The sequence below is a fragment of the Staphylococcus sp. MZ3 genome, from assembly GCF_018622755.1.
In the GTDB taxonomy this organism is placed as follows: domain Bacteria; phylum Bacillota; class Bacilli; order Staphylococcales; family Staphylococcaceae; genus Staphylococcus; species Staphylococcus aureus.
Genome location: NZ_CP076026.1, coordinates 1,469,401 through 1,492,645, shown reverse-complemented (window position 1 = coordinate 1,492,645; position 23,245 = coordinate 1,469,401). Strand labels below are relative to the sequence as shown.

Below are 23,245 nucleotides of genomic sequence, written 5' to 3'. Positions count from 1 at the left end.
TGGTATGACGCAACAAAGTATTGATAACTATAATGCGAAGAAGCGTGAAGCAGAAACTGAAATAACTGCAGCTCAACGTGTTATTGACAATGGCGATGCAACTGCACAACAAATTTCAGATGAAAAACATCGTGTTGATAACGCATTAACAGCATTAAACCAAGCGAAACATGATTTAACTGCAGATACACATGCCTTAGAGCAAGCAGTGCAACAATTGAATCGCACAGGTACAACGACTGGTAAGAAGCCGGCAAGTATTACTGCTTACAATAATTCGATTCGTGCACTTCAAAGTGACTTAACAAGTGCTAAAAATAGCGCTAATGCTATCATTCAGAAGCCAATAAGAACAGTGCAAGAGGTACAATCTGCGTTAACAAATGTAAATCGTGTCAATGAGCGATTAACGCAAGCAATTAATCAATTAGTACCTTTAGCTGATAATAGTGCTTTAAGAACTGCTAAGACGAAACTTGATGAAGAAATCAATAAATCAGTAACTACTGATGGTATGACACAATCATCAATCCAAGCATATGAAAATGCTAAACGTGCAGGTCAAACAGAATCAACAAATGCACAAAATGTTATTAACAATGGTGACGCGACAGACCAACAAATTGCCGCAGAAAAAACAAAAGTAGAAGAAAAATATAATAGCTTAAAACAAGCAATTTCTGGATTAACACCAGACTTGGCACCATTACAAACTGCAAAAACTCAGTTGCAAAATGATATTGATCAGCCAACGAGTACGACTGGTATGACAAGCGCATCTGTTGCTGCATTTAATGACAAACTTTCAGCAGCTAGAACTAAAATTCAAGAAATTGATCGCGTACTGGCTTCTCATCCAGATGTTGCAACGATTCGTCAAAACGTGACAGCAGCGAATGCCGCTAAATCAGCACTTGATCAAGCACGTAATGGCTTAACAGTCGATAAAGCGCCTTTAGAAAATGCGAAAGCTCAATTACAACAAAGTATTGATACGCAAACAAGTACAACTGGTATGACGCAAGACTCTGTAAATGCATACAATGCGAAGTTAACGGCTGCACGTAATAAGATTCAACAAATCAATCAAGTATTAGCAGGTTCACCAACAGTAGATCAAATTAATACAAATACGTCTGCAGCAAATCAAGCTAAATCTGATTTGGATCATGCACGTCAAGCTTTAACACCAGATAAAGCATCGCTTCAAACTGCGAAAACGCAATTAGAACAAAGCATTAATCAACCAACGGATACAACAGGTATGACGACCGCTTCGTTAAATGCGTACAACCAAAAATTACAAGCAGCGCGTCAAAAGTTAACTGAAATTAATCAAGTGTTGAATGGCAACCCAACTGTCCAAAATATCAATGATAAAGTGGCAGAAGCAAACCAAGCTAAGGATCAATTAAATACAGCACGTCAAGGTTTAACATTAGATAGACAGCCAGCGTTAACAACATTACATGGTGCATCTAACTTAAACCAAGCACAACAAAATAATTTCACGCAACAAATTAATGCTGCTCAAAATCATGCTGCGCTTGAAACAATTAAGTCTAACATTACGGCTTTAAATACTGCGATGACGAAATTAAAAGACAGTGTTGCGGATAATAATACAATTAAATCAGGTCAAAATTACACTGACGCAACACCAGCTAATAAACAAGCGTATGATAATGCAGTTAATGCGGCTAAAGGTGTCATTGGAGAAACGACTAATCCAACGATGGATGTTAACACAGTGAACCAAAAAGCAGCATCTGTTAAATCGACGAAAGATGCTTTAGATGGTCAACAAAACTTACAACGTGCGAAAACAGAAGCAACAAATGCGATTACGCATGCAAGTGATTTAAACCAAGCACAAAAGAATGCATTAACACAACAAGTGAATAGTGCACAAAACGTGCAAGCAGTAAATGATATTAAACAAACGACTCAAAGCTTAAATACTGCTATGACAGGTTTAAAACGTGGCGTTGCTAATCATAACCAAGTCGTACAAAGTGATAATTATGTCAACGCAGATACTAATAAGAAAAATGATTACAACAATGCATACAACCATGCAAATGACATTATTAATGGTAATGCACAACATCCAGTTATAACACCAAGTGATGTTAACAATGCTTTATCAAATGTCACAAGTAAAGAACAAGCATTGAATGGTAATACAAAGTTAAATGCTGCGAAACAAGAAGCGAATACTGCATTAGGTCATTTAAACAATTTAAATAATGCACAACGTCAAAACTTACAATCGCAAATTAATGGTGCGCATCAAATTGATGCAGTTAATACAATTAAGCAAAATGCAACAAACTTGAATAGTGCAATGGGTAACTTAAGACAAGCTGTTGCAGATAAAGATCAAGTGAAACGTACAGAAGATTATGCGGATGCAGATACAGCTAAACAAAATGCATATAACAGTGCAGTTTCAAGTGCCGAAACAATCATTAATCAAACAACAAATCCAACGATGTCTGTTGATGATGTTAATCGTGCAACTTCAGCTGTTACTTCTAATAAAAATGCATTAAATGGTGATGAAAAATTAGCACAATCTAAAACAGATGCTGCAAGAGCAATTGATGCATTACCGCATTTAAATAATGCACAAAAAGCAGATGTTAAATCTAAAATTAATGCTGCATCAAATATTGCTGGCGTAAATACTGTTAAACAACAAGGTACAGATTTAAATACAGCGATGGGTAACTTGCAAGGTGCAATCAATGACGAACAAACGACATTAAATAGTCAAAATTATCAAGATGCGACACCAAGTAAGAAAACAGCATACACAAATGCGGTACAAGCTGCGAAAGATATTTTAAATAAATCAAATGGTCAAAATAAAACGAAAGATCAAGTTACTGAAGCGATGAATCAAGTGAATTCTGCTAAAAATAACTTAGATGGTACGCGTTTATTAGATCAAGCGAAGCAAACAGCGAAACAGCAGTTAAATAATATGACGCATTTAACAACTGCACAAAAAACGAATTTAACAAACCAAATTAATAGTGGTACTACTGTCGCTGGTGTTCATACGGTTCAATCAAATGCCAATACATTAGATCAAGCCATGAATACGTTAAGACAAAGTATTGCCAACAAAGATGCGACTAAAGCAAGTGAAGATTACGTAGATGCTAATAATGATAAGCAAACAGCATATAACAACGCAGTAGCTGCTGCTGAAACGATTATTAATGCAAATAGTAATCCAGAAATGAATCCAAGTACGATTACACAAAAAGCAGAGCAAGTGAATAGTTCTAAAACGGCACTTAACGGTGATGAAAACTTAGCTACGGCAAAACAAAATGCGAAAACGTACTTAAACACATTAACGAGTATTACAGATGCTCAAAAGAACAATTTGATTAGTCAAATTAGTAGTGCGACAAGAGTTAGTGGTGTTGATACTGTAAAACAAAATGCACAACATCTAGATCAAGCTATGGCTAGCTTGCAAAGTGGTATTAACAACGAATCTCAAGTTAAATCATCTGAGAAATATCGTGATGCTGATACAAATAAACAACAAGAGTATGATAATGCTATTACTGCAGCGAAAGCGATTTTAAATAAACAACATGGTCCAAACACTGCGCAAAATGCAGTTGAAGCAGCATTGCAACGTGTGAATACTGCGAAAGATGCATTGAATGGCGATGCAAAATTAATTGCAGCTCAAAACGCAGCGAAACAACATTTAGGTACTTTAACGCATATCACTACAGCTCAACGTAATGATTTAACAAATCAAATTTCACAAGCTACAAACTTAGCTGGTGTTGAATCTGTTAAACAAAGTGCAAATAGTTTAGATGGCGCAATGGGTAACTTACAAACGGCTATCAACGATAAGTCAGGAACATTAGCGAGCCAAAACTTCTTGGATGCTGATGAGCAAAAACGTAATGCATACAATCAAGCTGTATCAGCAGCCGAAACCATTTTAAATAAACAAACTGGACCGAATACAGCGAAAACAGCAGTCGAACAAGCACTTAATAATGTTAATAATGCGAAACATGCATTAAATGGTACGCAAAACTTAAACAATGCGAAACAAGCAGCGATTACAGCAATCAATGGCGCATCTGATTTAAATCAACATCAAAAAGATGCATTAAAAGCACAAGCTAATGGTGCTCAACGCGTATCTAATGCACAAGATGTACAGCACAATGCGACTGAACTGAACACGTCAATGGGCACATTAAAACATGCCATCGCAGATAAGACGAATACGTTAGCAAGCAGTAAATATGTTAATGCCGATAGCACTAAACAAAATGCTTACACAACTAAAGTTACCAATGCTGAACATATTATTAGCGGTACGCCAACGGTTGTTACGACACCTTCAGAAGTAACAGCTGCAGCTAATCAAGTAAACAGCGCGAAACAAGAATTAAATGGTGACGAAAGATTAAATGAAGCAAAACAAAACGCCAATACTGCTATTGATGTATTAACACAATTAAATACACCTCAAAAAGCTAAATTAAAAGAACAAGTGGGACAAGCCAATAGATTAGAAGACGTACAAACTGTTCAAACAAATGGACAAGCATTGAACAATGCAATGAAAGGCTTAAGAGATAGTATTGCTAACGAAACAACAGTCAAAGCAAGTCAAAACTATACAGACGCAAGTCCGAATAACCAATCAACATATAATAGCGCTGTGTCAAATGCGAAAGGTATCATTAATCAAACTAACAATCCGACTATGGATACTAGTGCGATTACCCAAGCTACAACACAAGTGAATAATGCTAAAAATGGTTTAAACGGTGCTGAAAACTTAAGAAATGCACAAAACACTGCTAAGCAAAACTTAAATACGTTATCACACTTAACAAATAACCAAAAATCTGCCATCTCATCACAAATTGACCGTGCAGGTCATGTGAGTGAGGTAACAGCTGCTAAAAATGCAGCAACTGAGTTAAACACGCAAATGGGCAACTTGGAACAATCTATCCATGATCAAAACACAGTTAAACAAGGTGTTAACTTCACTGATGCAGATAAAGCTAAACGTGATGCGTATACAAATGCGGTAAGCAGAGCAGAAGCAATTCTGAATAAAACGCAAGGTGCAAATACGTCTAAACAAGATGTTGAAGCGGCTATTCAAAATGTTACAAGTGCTAAAAATGCATTGAATGGTGATCAAAACGTTACAAATGCGAAGAATGCAGCTAAAAATGCATTAAATAACTTAACGTCAATTAATAATGCACAAAAACGTGACTTAACAACTAAAATTGATCAAGCAACAACAGTAGCTGGTGTTGAAGCGGTATCTAATACAGGTACACAATTGAATACAGCGATGGCTAACTTGCAAAATGGTATTAATGATAAAGCGAATACTTTAGCGAGCGAAAACTATCATGATGCTGATTCAGATAAGAAAACTGCTTATACTCAAGCCGTTACGAACGCAGAAAATATTTTAAATAAAAATAGTGGATCAAATTTAGATAAAGCTGCCGTTGAAAACGCGTTATCACAAGTTGCTAATGCGAAAGGTGCCTTAAATGGTAACCATAATTTAGAGCAAGCTAAATCAAATGCAAACACTACTATAAACGGACTTCAACATTTAACAACTGCACAAAAAGATAAATTGAAACAACAAGTGCAACAAGCACAAAATGTTGCAGGTGTAGATAATGTTAAATCAAGTGCCAACACATTAAATGGTGCTATGGGTACATTGAGAAATAGTATTCAAGATAATGCGGCTACGAAAAATGGCCAAAACTATCTTGATGCTACAGAAAGTAACAAAACAAACTATAACAATGCTGTTGATAGTGCTAATGGTGTCATTAATGCAACAAGCAATCCAAATATGGATGCTCATGCAATTAACCAAATCGCTACACAAGTGACATCAACGAAAAATGCATTAGATGGTACACATAATTTAACGCAAGCGAAACAAACAGCAACAAATGCCATCGATGGTGCTACTAACTTAAATAAAGCGCAAAAAGATGCGTTAAAAGCACAAGTGACAAGTGCGCAACGTGTTGCAAATGTAACAAGTATCCAACAAACTGCAAATGAACTTAATACAGCTATGGGTCAATTACAACATGGTATTGATGATGAAAATGCAACAAAACAAACTCAAAAATATCGTGATGCAGAACAAAGTAAGAAAACTGCTTATGATCAAGCTGTAGCTGCTGCGAAAGCAATTTTAAATAAACAAACTGGATCAAATTCAGATAAAGCAGCAGTTGACCGTGCATTACAACAAGTAACAAGTACGAAAGATGCATTGAATGGTGATGCTAAACTGGCAGAAGCGAAAGCGGCAGCTAAACAAAACTTAGGCACTTTAAACCATATTACGAATGCACAACGTACTGACTTAGAAGGCCAAATCAATCAAGCGACGACTGTTGATGGCGTTAATACTGTAAAAACAAATGCCAATACATTAGACGGCGCAATGAATAGCTTACAAGGTGCAATCAATGATAAAGATGCGACATTAAGAAATCAAAATTATCTTGATGCAGATGAATCAAAACGAAATGCATATACGCAAGCTGTCACAGCGGCTGAAGGCATTTTAAATAAACAAACTGGTGGTAACACATCTAAAGCAGACGTTGATAATGCATTAAATGCAGTTACAAGAGCGAAAGCGGCTTTAAATGGTGCTGAAAACTTAAGAAATGCGAAAACTTCAGCAACAAATACGATTAATGGTTTACGACACTTAACACAATTACAAAAAGACAACTTGAAGCATCAAGTTGAACAAGCGCAAAATGTAGCAGGTGTAAATGGTGTTAAAGATAAAGGTAATACCTTAAATACTGCCATGGGTGCATTACGTACAAGTATCCAAAATGATAATACGACGAAAACAAGTCAAAATTATCTTGATGCATCTGATAGCAACAAAAATAATTACAATACTGCTGTAAATAATGCAAATGGTGTTATTAATGCAACGAACAATCCAAATATGGATGCTAATGCGATTAATGACATGGCAAATCAAGTCAATACAACAAAAGCAGCGTTAAATGGTGCACAAAACTTAGCTCAAGCTAAAACAAATGCGACGAACACAATTAACAACGCACATGACTTAAACCAATAACAAAAAGATGCATTAAAAACACAAGTTAACAATGCACAACGTGTATCTGATGCGAATAACGTTCAACATACAGTTACTGAATTGAACGGCGCGATGACAGCACTTAAAGCAACTATTGCGGATAAAGAAAGAACAAAAGCAAGCGGTAATTATGTCAATGCTGATCAAGAAAAACGTCAAGCTTATGATTCAAAAGTGACGAACGCTGAAAATATCATTAATGGTACACCAAATGCGACATTAACAGTCAATGACGTAAATAGTGCGGCATCACAAGTCAATGCGGCTAAAACAGCATTAAATGGTGATAACAACTTACGTGTAGCGAAAGAGCATGCCAACAATACAATTGACGGCTTAGCACAATTGAATAATGTACAAAAAGCAAAATTAAAAGAACAAGTTCAAAGTGCAACTACATTAGATGGTGTTCAAACTGTTAAAAATAGTTCTCAAACGTTGAATACAGCGATGAAAGGCTTAAGAGATAGTATTGCGAATGAAGCAACAATTAAAGCAGGTCAAAACTACACTGACGCAAGTCCAAATAATCGTAACGAGTACGACAGCGCAGTTACTGCAGCAAAAGCAATCATTAATCAAACATCGAACCCAACGATGGAACCAAATACTATTACGCAAGCAACATCACAAGTGACAACTAAAGAACATGCATTAAATGGTGCGCAAAACTTAGCTCAAGCTAAGACAACTGCGAAAAACAACTTAAATAACTTAACATCAATTAACAATGCACAAAAAGATGCGTTAACGCGTAGCATTGATGGTGCAACAACAGTAGCTGGTGTAAATCAAGAAACTGTCAAAGCAACAGAATTAAATAACGCAATGCATAGTTTACAAAACGGTATCAATGATGAGACACAAACAAAACAAACTCAGAAATACCTAGATGCAGAGCCAAGTAAGAAATCAGCTTATGATCAAGCTGTAAATGCAGCGAAAGCAATTTTAACAAAAGCTAGTGGTCAAAATGTAGACAAAGCAGCAGTTGAACAAGCATTACAAAATGTAAACAGTACGAAGACGGCGTTGAACGGTGATGCGAAATTAAATGAAGCTAAAGCCGCTGCGAAACAAACGTTAGGTATATTAACACACATTAATAATGCACAACGTACAGCGTTAGATAATGAAATTACACAAGCAACAAATGTTGAAGGTGTTAATACAGTTAAAGCCAAAGCGCAACAATTAGATGGTGCTATGGGTCAATTAGAAACATCAATTCGTGATAAAGACACGACGTTACAAAGTCAAAATTATCAAGATGCTGATGATGCTAAACGAACTGCTTATTCTCAAGCAGTAAATGCAGCAGCTACAATTTTAAATAAAACAGCTGGCGGTAATACACCTAAAGCAGATGTTGAAAGAGCAATGCAAGCTGTTACGCAAGCAAATACTGCATTAAACGGTATTCAAAACTTAGAACGTGCGAAACAAGCTGCTAACACAGCGATTACAAATGCTTCGGACTTAAATACAAAACAAAAAGAAGCATTAAAAGCACAAGTAACAAGTGCAGGACGCGTATCTGCAGCAAATGGTGTTGAACATACTGCGACTGAATTAAATACAGCGATGACAGCTATAAAACGTGCCATTGCTGATAAAGTTGAGACAAAAGCTAGTGGTAACTATGTCAATGCTGATGCGAATAAACGCCAAGCATATGATGAAAAAGTGACAGCTGCAGAACATATCGTTAGTGGTACATCAACACCAACGTTAACACCGTCAGATGTTACAAATGCAGCAACACAAGTAACGAATGCGAAGACGCAGTTAAACGGTAATCATAATTTAGAAGTAGCGAAACAAAATGCTAACACTGCAATTGATGGTTTAACTTCTTTAAATGGTCCGCAAAAAGCAAAACTTAAAGAACAAGTGGGTCAAGCGACGACGTTGCCAAATGTTCAAACTGTTCGTGATAATGCACAAACATTAAACACTGCAATGAAAGGTCTACGAGATAGCATTGCGAATGAAGCAACGATTAAAGCAGATCAAAACTACACAGATGCAAGTCAAAACAAACAAAATGACTACAACAATGCAGTCACTGCAGCAAAAGCAATCATTGGTCAAACAACTAGTCCATCAATGAATGCACAAGAAATTAATCAAGCGAAAGACCAAGTGACAGCTAAACAACAAGCGTTAAACGGTCAAGAAAACTTAAGAACTGCGCAAACAAATGCGAAGCAACATTTGAATGGCTTAAGTGACTTAACTGACGCTCAAAAAGATGCAGTGAAACGTCAAATCGAAGGTGCAACGCATGTTAATGAAGTAACACAAGCACAAAATAATGCGGATGCATTAAATACAGCTATGACGAACTTGAAAAATGGTATTCAAGATCAAAATACGATTAAGCAAGGTGTTAACTTCACTGATGCAGATGAAGCGAAACGTAATGCATATACAAATGCAGTGACGCAAGCTGAACAAATTTTAAATAAAGCACAAGGTCCAAATACTGCAAAAGACAATGTTGAATCTGCGTTACAAAATGTACAACGTGCTAAAAACGAATTGAACGGTAATCAAAATGTTGCGAACGCTAAGTCAACTGCGAAAAATGCATTGAATAATCTAACATCAATTAACAATGCACAAAAAGAAGCGTTGAAAACACAAATTGAAGGTGCGTCAACAGTTGCAGGTGTAAATCAAGTGTCTACAACGGCATCTGAATTAAATACTGCAATGAGCAACTTACAAAGCGGTATTAATGATGAAGCAGCTACAAAAGCAGCTCAGAAATATACTGATGCAGATAGAGATAAACAAACTGCATACAATGACGCTGTAACAGCAGCTAAAACATTATTAGATAAAACAGCTGGTTCAAATGACAATAAAGCAGCAGTTGAACAAGCATTACAACGTGTGAATACTGCTAAAACAGCATTAAATGGTGACGCGCGATTAAATGAAGCGAAGAACACAGCTAAACAACAATTAGCGACAATGTCACATTTAACTAATGCTCAAAAAGCAAACTTAACAGAACAAATTGAACGCGGTACGACTGTTGCTGGTGTTCAAGGTATTCAAGCTAATGCCGGTACTTTAGATCAAGCAATGAATCAATTAAGACAAAGTATTGCTTCTAAAGATACGACTAAATCAAGCGAAGATTATCAAGACGCGAATGCAAATCTACAAAATGCATACAATGATGCGGTAACTAATGCTGAAGGTATTATTAGTGCAACGAATAACCCTGAAATGAATCCTGATACAATTAACCAAAAAGCGAGCCAAGTGAACAGTGCGAAGTCTGCATTGAACGGTGATGAAAAATTAGCAGCAGCAAAACAAACTGCGAAATCAGATATCGGTCGTTTGACAGACTTGAACAATGCACAACGAACTGCGGCAAATGCTGAAGTGGATCAAGCACCAAATCTTGCAGCTGTCACAGCGGCTAAAAATAAAGCAACATCGTTAAACACAGCGATGGGTAATTTGAAACATGCACTTGCTGAAAAGGATAATACGAAACGTAGTGTCAATTACAAAGATGCGGATCAACCAAAACAACAAGCGTATGATACTGCGGTTACACAAGCAGAAGCAATTACTAATGCTAATGGCAGCAACGCGAATGAAACACAAGTTCAAGCAGCACTAAACCAATTGAATCAAGCTAAAAATGACTTGAATGGTGATAATAAAGTTGCTCAAGCAAAAGAGTCAGCGAAACGTGCATTAGCTTCATATAGTAACTTGAATAATGCGCAATCAACTGCAGCAACTAGTCAAATTGACAATGCAACGACAGTAGCAGGTGTAACTGCTGCACAAAATACTGCTAATGAATTAAATACAGCAATGGGTCAACTTCAAAATGGTATTAATGACCAAAACACTGTTAAACAACAAGTGAACTTTACAGATGCTGACCAAGGTAAGAAAGATGCTTACACAAATGCTGTTACGAATGCTCAAGGTATTTTAGATAAATCAAACGGTCAAAATATGACAAAAGCACAAGTTGAAGCTGCATTAAATCAAGTAACGACTGCTAAGAATGCTTTAAACGGTGATGCAAATGTAAGACAAGCAAAATCAGATGCGAAAGCAAACTTAGGTACATTAACACACTTAAATAATGCACAAAAACAAGATTTAACATCACAAATCGAAGGTGCAACAACAGTCAACGGTGTAAATAGTGTTAAAACGAAAGCACAAGACTTAGATGGTGCAATGCAACGATTAGAGACAGCAATCGCAAATAAAGATCAAACTAAAGCGAGCGAAAACTACATCGACGCAGATCCAACTAAGAAAACAGCATTTGATAATGCCATCATACAAGCTGAATCTTACTTAAATAAAGATCATGGTGCGAATAAAGATAAGCAAGCTGTTGAACAAGCAATTCAAAGTGTAACGTCTACTGAAAATGCTTTGAACGGTGACGCAAACTTACAACGCGCTAAAACTGAAGCTACACAAGCTATCGATAACTTGACACATTTGAATACGCCACAAAAAACAGCATTAAAACAACAAGTGAACGCTGCGCAACGTGTATCAGGTGTAACTGATCTGAAAAATAGTGCTACATCACTTAATAATGCGATGGATCAATTAAAACAAGCAATTGCTGATCATGACACAATTGTTGCTGGTGGTAATTACACTAACGCGAGTCCTGATAAGCAAGGTGCTTATACTGATGCATATAATGCTGCGAAAAACATTGTAAATGGTTCACCTAATGTGATTACAAATGCAGCAGATGTTACAGCAGTAACACAACGTGTTAATAATGCTGAAACAGGTTTAAACGGTGATACAAACTTAGCAACTGCGAAGCAACAAGCTAAAGATACATTACGTCAAATGACACATTTATCTGATGCACAAAAACAAAGTATTACTGGTCAAATTGATAGCGCGACACAAGTAACTGGCGTCCAAAGTGTGAAAGACAACGCGACAAATCTTGATAATGCAATGAATCAACTTCGAAATAGTATTGCGAATAAAGATGAAGTTAAAGCAAGTCAACCATATGTTGATGCAGATACGGATAAACAAAATGCATACAACACAGCTGTTACAAGTGCTGAAAATATCATTAATGCAACGAGTCAGCCGACACTTGATCCATCTGCAGTAACACAAGCAGCTAATCAAGTGAACACTAACAAAACTGCGCTTAATGGTACTCAAAACCTTGAAAAAGCTAAACAACACGCAAATACAGCAATTGACGGTTTAAGCCATTTAACAAATGCACAAAAAGAGGCATTAAAACAATTGGTACAACAATCGACTACTGTTGCAGAAGCACAAGGTAATGAGCAAAAAGCAAACAATGTTGATGCAGCAATGGACAAATTACGTCAAAGTATTGCAGATAATGCGACAACAAAACAAAACCAAAATTATACTGATGCAAGTCAGAATAAAAAGGATGCGTACAATAATGCTGTCACAACTGCACAAGGTATTATTGATCAAACTACAAGTCCAACTTTAGATCCGACTGTTATCAATCAAGCTGCTGGACAAGTAAGCACAACTAAAAATGCATTAAATGGTAATGAAAACCTAGAGGCAGCGAAACAACAAGCGTCACAATCATTAGGTTCATTAGATAACTTAAATAATGCGCAAAAACAAACAGTTACTGATCAAATTAATGGCGCGCATACTGTTGATGAAGCAAATCAAATTAAGCAAAATGCGCAAAACTTAAATACAGCGATGGGTAACTTGAAACAAGCGATAGCTGACAAAGATGCTACGAAAGCGACAGTTAACTTCACTGATGCAGATCAAGCAAAACAACAAGCATATAACACTGCTGTTACAAATGCTGAAAATATCATTTCAAAAGCTAATGGCGGCAATGCAACACAAGCTGAAGTTGAACAAGCAATCAAACAAGTTAATGCTGCAAAACAAGCATTAAATGGTAATGCCAACGTTCAACATGCGAAAGATGAAGCAACAGCATTAATTAATAACTCTAATGATCTTAACCAAGCACAGAAAGATGCATTAAAACAACAAGTACAAAATGCAACTACTGTAGCTGGTGTAAACAATGTTAAACAAACAGCACAAGAGTTAAACAATGCGATGACACAATTAAAACAAGGCATTGCAGATAAAGAACAAACGAAAGCTGATGGTAACTTTGTCAATGCAGATCCTGACAAGCAAAATGCATATAAACAAGCAGTAGCGAAAGCTGAAGCATTAATTAGTGGTACGCCTGATGTTGTCGTTACACCTAGCGAAATTACTGCAGCGTTAAATAAAGTTACGCAAGCTAAAAATGATTTAAATGGTAATACGAACTTAGCAACGGCGAAACAAAATGTTCAACATGCTATCGATCAATTGCCAAACTTGAATCAAGCGCAACGTGATGAATACAACAAACAAATTACGCAAGCAACTCTTGTACCAAACGTCAATGCTATTCAACAAGCGGCGACAACGCTTAATGACGCGATGACACAATTGAAACAAGGTATTGCGAATAAAGCACAAATTAAAGGTAGCGAGAACTATCACGATGCTGATACTGACAAGCAAACAGCATATGATAATGCAGTAACAAAAGCAGAAGAATTGTTAAAACAAACAACAAATCCAACAATGGATCCAAATACAATTCAACAAGCATTAACTAAAGTGAATGACACAAATCAACCACTTAACGGTAATCAAAAATTAGCTGATGCCAAACAAGATGCTAAGACAACACTTGGTACACTAGATCATTTAAATGATGCTCAAAAACAAGCGCTAACAACTCAAGTTGAACAAGCACCAGATATTGCAACAGTTAATAATGTTAAGCAAAATGCTCAAAATCTGAATAATGCTATGACTAACTTAAACAATGCATTACAAGATAAAACTGAGACATTAAATAGCATTAACTTTACTGATGCAGATCAAGCTAAGAAAGATGCTTATACTAATGCGGTTTCACATGCAGAAGGTATTTTATCTAAAGCAAATGGCAGCAATGCAAGTCAAACTGAAGTGGAACAAGCGATGCAACGTGTGAACGAAGCGAAACAAGCATTGAATGGTAATGACAATGTACAACGTGCAAAAGATGCAGCGAAACAAGTGATTACAAATGCAAATGATTTAAATCAAGCGCAAAAAGATGCATTAAAACAACAAGTCGATGCTGCGCAAACTGTTGCAAATGTAAACACGATTAAGCAAACAGCACAAGATTTAAATCAAGCAATGACACAATTGAAACAAGGTATTGCAGATAAAGACCAAACTAAAGCAAATGGTAACTTTGTCAATGCTGATACTGATAAGCAAAATGCATATAACAATGCGGTAGCACATGCTGAACAAATCATTAGTGGTACACCAAATGCAAACGTGGATCCACAACAAGTGGCTCAAGCGTTACAACAAGTGAATCAAGCTAAGGGTGATTTAAACGGTAACCATAACTTACAAGTTGCTAAAGACAATGCAAATACAGCCATTGATCAGTTACCAAACTTAAATCAACCACAAAAAACAGCATTAAAAGACCAAGTGTCGCATGCAGAACTTGTTACAGGTGTTAATGCTATTAAGCAAAATGCTGATGCGTTAAATAATGCAATGGGTACATTGAAACAACAAATTCAAGCGAACAGTCAAGTACCACAGTCAGTTGACTTTACACAAGCGGATCAAGACAAACAACAAGCATATAACAATGCGGCTAACCAAGCACAACAAATCGCAAATGGCATACCAACACCTGTATTGACGCCTGATACAGTAACACAAGCAGTGACAACTATGAATCAAGCGAAAGATGCATTAAACGGTGATGAAAAATTAGCACAAGCGAAACAAGAAGCTTTAGCAAATCTTGATACGTTACGCGACTTAAATCAACCACAACGTGATGCATTAAGAAACCAAATCAATCAAGCACAAGCGTTAGCTACAGTTGAACAAACTAAACAAAATGCACAAAATGTGAATACAGCAATGGGTAACTTGAAACAAGGTATTGCAAACAAAGATACTGTCAAAGCAAGTGAGAACTATCATGATGCTGATGCCGATAAGCAAACAGCATATACAAATGCAGTGTCTCAAGCGGAAGGTATTATCAATCAATCGACAAATCCAACGCTTAACCCAGATGAAATAACACGTGCATTAACTCAAGTGACTGATGCTAAAAATGGCTTAAACGGTGAAGCTAAATTGGCAACTGAAAAGCAAAATGCTAAAGATGCCGTAAGTGGGATGACGCATTTAAACGATGCTCAAAAACAAGCATTAAAAGGTCAAATCGATCAATCGCCTGAAATTGCTACAGTGAACCAAGTTAAACAAACAGCAACGAGCCTAGATCATGCAATGGATCAATTATCACAAGCTATTAATGATAAAGCTCAAACATTAGCGGACGGTAATTACTTAAATGCAGATCCTGACAAACAAAATGCGTATAAACAGGCAGTAGCAAAAGCTGAAGCATTATTGAATAAACAAAGTGGTACTAATGAAGTACAAGCACAAGTTGAAAGCATCACTAATGAAGTGAACGCAGCGAAACAAGCATTAAATGGTAATGACAATTTGGCAAATGCAAAACAACATGCAAAACAACAATTGGCGAACTTAACACACTTAAATGATGCACAAAAACAATCATTTGAAAGTCAAATTACACAAGCGCCACTTGTTACAGATGTCACTACGATTAATCAAAAAGCACAAACGTTAGATCATGCGATGGAATTATTAAGAAATAGTGTTGCGGATAATCAAACGACATTAGCGTCTGAAGATTATCATGATGCAACTACGCAAAGACAAAATGACTATAACCAAGCTGTAACAGCTGCTAATAATATCATTTATCAAACTACATCGCCTACGATGAATCCAGATGATGTTAATGGTGCAACGACACAAGTGAATAATACGAAAGTTGCATTAGATGGTGATGAAAACCTTGCAGTAGCTAAACAACAAGCAAACAACAGACTTGATCAATTAGATCATTTGAATAATGCGCAAAAGCAACAGTTACAATCACAAATTACGCAATCATCTGATATTGCTGCAGTTAATGGTCACAAACAAACAGCAGAATCTTTAAATACTGCGATGGGTAACTTAATTAATGCGATTGCAGATCATCAAGCCGTTGAACAACGTGATAACTTCATCAATGCTGATACTGATAAACAAACTGCTTATAATACAGCGGTAAATGAAGCAGCAGCAATGATTAACAAACAAACTGGTCAAAATGCGAACCAAACAGAAGTAGAACAAGCTATTACTAAAGTTCAAACAACACTTCAAGCGTTAAATGGAGATCATAATTTACAAGTTGCTAAAACAAATGCGACGCAAGCAATTGATGCTTTAACAAGCTTAAATGATCCTCAAAAAACAGCATTAAAAGACCAAGTTACAGCTGCAACTTTAGTAACTGCAGTTCATCAAATTGAACAAAATGCGAATACGCTTAACCAAGCAATGCATGGTTTAAGACAGAGCATTCAAGATAACGCAGCAACTAAAGCAAATAGCAAATATATCAACGAAGATCAACCAGAGCAACAAAACTATGATCAAGCTGTTCAAGCCGCAAATAATATTATCAATGAACAAACTGCAACATTAGATAATAATGCGATTAATCAAGCAGCGGCAACTGTGAATACAACGAAAGCAGCATTACATGGTGATGTGAAATTACAAAATGATAAAGATCATGCTAAACAAACGGTTAGTCAATTAGCACATCTAAACAATGCACAAAAACATATGGAAGATACGTTAATTGATAGCGAAACAACTAGAACAGCAGTTAAGCAAGATTTGACTGAAGCACCAGCATTAGATCAACTTATGGATGCATTGCAACAAAGTATTGCTGACAAAGATGCAACACGTATGAGCAGTGCATATGTCAATGCAGAACCGAATAAAAAACAAGCCTATGATGAAGCAGTTCAAAATGCTGAGTCTATCATTGCAGGATTAAATAATCCAACTATCAATAAAGGTAATGTATCAAGTGCGACTCAAGCAGTAACATCATCTAAAAATGCATTAGATGGTGTTGAACGATTAGCTCAAGATAAGCAAACTGCTGGAAATTCTCTAAATCATTTAGATCAATTAACACCAGCTCAACAACAAGCGCTAGAAAATCAAATTAATAATGCAACAACTCGTGATAAAGTGGCTGAAATCATTGCACAAGCGCAAGCATTAAATGAAGCGATGAAAGCATTAAAAGAAAGTATTAAGGATCAACCACAAACTGAAGCAAGTAGTAAATTTATTAACGAGGATCAAGCGCAAAAAGATGCTTATACGCAAGCAGTACAACACGCGAAAGATTTGATTAACAAAACAACTGATCCTACATTAGCTAAATCAATCATTGATCAAGCGACACAGGCAGTGACTGATGCTAAAAACAATTTACATGGTGATCAAAAACTAGCTCAAGATAAGCAACGTGCAACAGAAACGTTAAATAACTTGTCTAACTTGAATACACCACAACGTCAAGCACTTGAAAATCAAATCAATAATGCAGCAACTCGTGGCGAAGTAGCACAAAAATTAACTGAAGCAGAAGCACTTAACCAAGCAATGGAAGCTTTACGTAATAGCATTCAAGATCAACAGCAAACGGAAGCGGGTAGCAAGTTTATCAATGAAGATAAACCACAAAAAGATGCTTACCAAGCAGCAGTTCAAAATGCAAAAGATTTAATTAATCAAACTAACAATCCAACGCTTGATAAAGCACAAGTTGAACAATTGACACAAGCTGTTAACCAAGCTAAAGATAACCTACACGGTGATCAAAAACTTGCAGACGATAAACAACATGCGGTTACTGATTTAAATCAATTAAATGGTTTAAATAATCCACAGCGTCAAGCACTTGTAAGTCAAATAAACAATGCAGCAACTCGTGGCGAAGTAGCACAAAAATTAGCTGAAGCAAAAGCACTTGATCAAGCAATGCAAGCATTACGTAATAGTATTCAAGATCAACAACAAACAGAATCTGGTAGCAAGTTTATTAATGAAGATAAACCGCAAAAAGATGCTTACCAAGCAGCAGTTCAAAATGCACAAGATTTAATTAACCAAACAGGTAATCCAACACTCGACAAATCACAAGTAGAACAATTAACACAAGCAGTAACAACTGCAAAAGATAATCTACATGGTGATCAAAAACTAGCTCGTGATCAACAACAAGCAGTAACGACTGTTAATGCATTACCAAACTTAAATCATGCACAACAACAAGCATTAACTGATGCAATTAATGCAGCGCCTACAAGAACAGAGGTTGCACAACATGTTCAAACTGCTACTGAACTTGATCACGCAATGGAAATATTGAAAAATAAAGTTGATCAAGTGAATACAGATAAGGCTCAACCAAATTACACTGAAGCGTCAACTGATAAAAAAGAAGCAGTAGACCAAGCGTTACAAGCTGCAGAAAGCATTACAGACCCTACTAATGGTTCAAATGCAAATAAAGATGCTGTAGAACAAGCGTTAACTAAGCTTCAAGAAAAAGAAAATGAGTTAAATGGTAATGAGAGAGTCGCTGAAGCTAAAACACAAGCGAAACAAACTATTGACCAATTAACACATTTAAATGCTGATCAAATTGCAACTGCTAAACAAAACATTGATCAAGCGACGAAACTTCAACCAATTGCTGAATTAGTAGATCAAGCAACGCAATTGAATCAATCTATGGATCAATTACAACAAGCAGTTAATGAACATGCTAACGTTGAGCAAACTGTAGATTACACACAAGCAGATTCAGATAAGCAAAATGCTTATAAACAAGCTATTGCTGATGCTGAAAATGTATTGAAACAAAATGCGAATAAGCAACAAGTGGATCAAGCGCTTCAAAATATTTTAAATGCAAAACAAGCATTAAATGGTGATGAACGTGTAGCACTTGCTAAAACAAATGGTAAACATGACATCGACCAATTGAATGCATTAAACAATGCTCAACAAGATGGATTTAAAGGTCGCATCGATCAATCAAACGATTTAAATCAAATCCAACAAATTGTAGATGAGGCTAAGGCACTTAATCGTGCAATGGATCAATTATCACAAGAAATCACTGGCAATGAAGGACGCACGAAAGGTAGCACGAACTATGTCAATGCAGATACACAAGTCAAACAAGTATATGATGAAGCGGTTGATAAAGCGAAACAAGCACTTGATAAATCGTCTGGGCAAAACTTAACTGCAGAACAAGTTATCAAATTAAATGATGCAGTCACTGCAGCTAAGAAAGCATTAAATGGTGAAGAAAGACTTAATAATCGTAAAGCTGAAGCATTACAAAGATTGGATCAATTAACACATCTAAACAATGCTCAAAGACAATTAGCAATCCAACAAATTAATAATGCTGAAACGCTAAATAAAGCATCTCGAGCAATTAATAGAGCAACTAAATTAGATAATGCAATGGGTGCAGTACAACAATATATTGACGAACAGCACCTTGGTGTTATCAGCAGCACAAATTACATCAATGCAGATGACAATTTGAAAGCAAATTATGATAATGCAATTGCGAATGCAGCACATGAGTTAGATAAAGTGCAAGGTAATGCAATTGCAAAAGCTGAAGCAGAGCAATTGAAACAAAATATTATCGATGCTCAAAATGCATTAAATGGAGACCAAAACCTTGCAAATGCCAAAGATAAAGCAAATGCGTTTGTTAATTCGTTAAATGGATTAAATCAACAGCAACAAGATCTTGCACATAAAGCAATTAACAATGCCGGTACTGTATCAGATGTAACAGATATTGTTAATAATCAAATTGACTTAAATGATGCAATGGAAACATTGAAACATTTAGTTGACAATGAAATTCCAAATGCAGAGCAAACTGTCAATTACCAAAACGCTGACGATAATGCTAAAACAAACTTCGATGATGCCAAACGTCTAGCAAATACATTGCTAAATAGTGATAACACAAATGTGAATGATATTAACGGCGCAATTCAAACAGTCAATGATGCAATCCATAATCTTAATGGTGATCAACGACTACAAGATGCTAAAGACAAGGCAATTCAATCTATTAATCAAGCTTTAGCTAATAAGCTAAAAGAAATCGAAGCTTCAAATGCGACGGATCAAGACAAGCTTATTGCGAAAAATAAAGCAGAAGAATTGGCAAACAGCATCATCAACAACATTAATAAAGCAACAAGTAATCAGGCTGTATCTCAAGTTCAAACAGCAGGCAACCACGCGATTGAACAAGTGCATGCCAATGAAATACCAAAAGCAAAAATTGATGCCAATAAAGACGTTGATAAGCAAGTACAAGCATTAATTGACGAAATTGATCGAAATCCAAATCTAACAGATAAGGAAAAACAAGCACTTAAAGATCGTATTAATCAAATACTTCAACAAGGTCATAACGACATTAACAATGCGCTGACTAAAGAAGAAATTGAACAAGCTAAAGCACAACTTGCGCAAGCATTACAAGACATCAAAGATTTAGTGAAAGCTAAAGAAGATGCGAAACAAGATGTTGACAAGCAAGTTCAAGCATTAATTGACGAAATCGATCAAAATCCAAATCTAACAGATAAGGAAAAACAAGCACTTAAAGATCGTATTAATCAAATACTTCAACAAGGTCATAACGACATTAACAATGCGATGACAAAAGAAGCAATTGAACAAGCAAAAGAACGTTTAGCGCAAGCATTACAAGAAATTAAAAATTTAGTGAAAGCTAAAGAAAATGCGAAACAAGATGTTGATAAACGTGTACAAGCTTTAATTGATGAAATCGATCGAAATCCAAATCTAACAGATAAGGAAAAACAAGCGCTTAAAGATCGAATTAACCAAATACTTCAACAAGGTCATAACGACATTAACAATGCGATGACTAAAGAAGAAATTGAACAAGCCAAAGCACAACTTGCACAAGCATTACAAGACATCAAAGATTTAGTGAAAGCTAAAGAAGATGCGAAAAATGCAATAAAAGCCTTAGCTAATGCGAAGCGTGATCAAATCAATTCAAATCCAGATTTAACACCTGAGCAAAAAGCAAAAGCGCTCAAAGAAATTGACGAAGCTGAAAAACGAGCACTACAAAACGTTGAGAATGCTCAAACTATAGATCAATTAAATCGAGGATTAAACTTAGGTTTAGATGACATTAGAAATACACATGTATGGGAGGTTGATGAACAACCTGCTGTAAATGAAATTTTTGAAGCAACACCTGAGCAAATCCTAGTTAATGGTGAACTCATTGTACATCGTGATGACATCATTACAGAACAAGATATTCTTGCACACATAAACTTAATTGATCAGCTTTCAGCAGAAGTTATTGATACACCATCAACTGCAACGATTTCTGATAGCTTAACAGCAAAAGTTGAAGTTACATTGCTTGATGGATCAAAAGTGATTGTTAATGTTCCTGTAAAAGTTGTAGAAAAAGAATTGTCAGTAGTCAAACAACAGGCAATTGAATCAATCGAAAATGCGGCACAACAAAAGATTAATGAAATCAATAATAGTGTGACATTAACACTGGAACAAAAAGAAGCTGCAATTGCAGAAGTTAATAAGCTTAAACAACAAGCAATTGATCATATTAACAATGCACCTGATGTTCATTCAGTTGAAGAAATTCAACAACAAGAACAAGCGCATATTGAACAATTTAATCCAGAACAATTTACGATTGAACAAGCAAAATCAAATGCAATTAAATCGATTGAAGATGCAATTCAACATATGATTGATGAAATCAAAGCTCGTACTGATCTAACAGATAAAGAGAAGCAAGAAGCTATTGCTAAGTTAAATCAATTAAAAGAACAAGCAATTCAAGCGATTCAACGTGCGCAAAGCATCGATGAAATAACTGAGCAATTGGAACAATTTAAAGCTCAAATGAAAGCAGCTAATCCAACAGCAAAAGAACTAGCTAAACGCAAGCAAGAAGCTATTAGTAGAATTAAAGACTTTTCAAATGAAAAAATAAATAGTATTCGAAATAGTGAAATTGGCACAACTGATGAAAAACAAGCAGCAATGAATCAAATTAACGAAATTGTGCTTGAAACAATTAGAGATATTAATAATGCGCATACATTACAGCAAGTTGAGGCTGCATTGAACAATGGTATTGCTCGAATTTCAGCAGTACAAATTGTAATATCTGATCGTGCTAAACAATCGTCAAGTACTGGAAATGAATCTAATAGCCATTTAACAATTGGTTATGGAACTGCAAATCATCCATTTAACAGTTCGACTATTGGACATAAAAAGAAAATTGATGAAGATGATGACATTGATCCACTTCATATGCGTCACTTTAGTAATAATTTCGGTAATGTTATTAAAAACGCTATTGGTGTGGTGGGTATCTCTGGCTTACTAGCTAGTTTCTGGTTCTTCATTGCCAAACGTCGTCGTAAAGAAGATGAAGAGGAAGAATTAGAAATAAGAGATAATAATAAAGATTCAATAAAAGAGACTTTAGACGATACAAAACATTTACCACTTTTATTTGCGAAACGTCGCAGAAAAGAAGATGAAGAAGATGTTACTGTTGAAGAAAAAGATTCGCTAAATAATGGCGAGTCACTCGATAAAGTTAAACATACGCCGTTCTTCTTACCAAAACGTCGTCGTAAAGAAGATGAAGAAGATGTGGAAGTTACAAATGAAAACACAGATGAAAAAGTGTTGAAAGATAACGAACATTCACCACTCTTATTCGCAAAACGACGCAAAGATAAAGAGGAAGATGTTGAAACAACAACTAGTATTGAATCTAAAGATGAGGACGTTCCTTTATTATTGGCTAAAAAGAAAAATCAAAAAGATAACCAATCCAAAGACAAAAAGTCAGCATCAAAAAATACTTCTAAAAAGGTAGCAGCTAAAAAGAAGAAAAAGAAATCTAAGAAAAATAAAAAATAA

General features: G+C 35.9%; 1 pseudogene (cut by a window edge). It reads left to right on the top strand.

The window, feature by feature from the left end:
* Positions 1-23,245, top strand: a pseudogene (gene ebh, locus KI230_RS07155) (hyperosmolarity resistance protein Ebh) (it extends 7,878 nt beyond the left edge of the window).